At 60.8% G+C, this 951-nt stretch carries 1 protein-coding gene; it reads right to left on the reverse strand.

Going from position 1 to position 951, the window contains the following annotated elements; genetic code table 11:
* A partial coding sequence (gene argS, locus V6C16_RS14250) for an arginine--tRNA ligase (protein WP_333543557.1) occupies positions 1-951 on the reverse strand: 951 nt, incomplete at both ends.

Below are 951 nucleotides of genomic sequence, written 5' to 3' on the forward strand. Positions count from 1 at the left end.
GGATTTTTCCGGCAGGACAAAACCGCGTTCGGCCGCGCGGCGCAACACGGCGCAGATGCGGGCATGCGCGTACTGCACGTAGTAGACGGGGTTGTCCAGGCTGCGCTGCTTGGCGAGTTCAAGGTCAAAGTCCAGCGGGCTGTCGCTCTTGCGCGAAAGAAACATGAAGCGCGCGGCGTCTGTGCCCACTTCCTTGATAACGTCGGCGAGGGTTTCAAAGGTTCCCGCGCGCGTGGACATGCTCACGGGGTGACCTTCGCGCAGCAGGTTCACAAGCTGGATAAGCACCACGTCAAAGCTGTCGCGCTCTTTGCCCATGGCGGTAATGGCCGCGCGCATGCGCGGGATGTAGCCGTGGTGATCCGCGCCCCATACGTCGATGAGCCAGTCATAGCCGCGCTCAAACTTGTCGTGATGGTAGGCAATGTCTGAAGCGAAATAGGTCAGGCTGCCGTCAGATTTCTTGAGCACGCGGTTTTTGTCGTCGCCCAGTTGCTCGGTGGCAAACCAGAAGGCATTGTCCTGCTCATAGGTATAGCCCGACTTGCCCAGTGCGGCAAAGGCCGCGTCCACGGCACCGGTTTCCACCAGGGTTTTCTCCGAGAACCACTGCAGGTGCTCCACGCGAAAGTCGCGCAGGTCGTCCTTGATGCCATTGAGGATGTCGTTCATGGCCTTTTCATAGCACCGGGCTTCGCCTTCGGCGGCGGGCATGTCAGGCAGGCCGGGGTCGGCCTCAAGCATTTCACGCGCAATATCAATAATATAATCGCCACGATAATAGTCTTCAGGCCACTCCACCGGGCGTCCGGCCAGTTCCAGCACGCGCAGCCATACGGAAAGGCCCAGCAGGCGCATCTGGCGGCCGGCGTCATTGATATAATACTCGGTATGCACATGATGCCCGGCCTTGCGCAGCAGGCGGGCAAGGCTGTCGCCCACGGCCGCGCC

Origin of the sequence: Desulfovibrio sp. 1188_IL3213, from assembly GCF_036763145.1 — a bacterium.
Taxonomy (GTDB): Bacteria; Desulfobacterota; Desulfovibrionia; order Desulfovibrionales; family Desulfovibrionaceae; genus Desulfovibrio.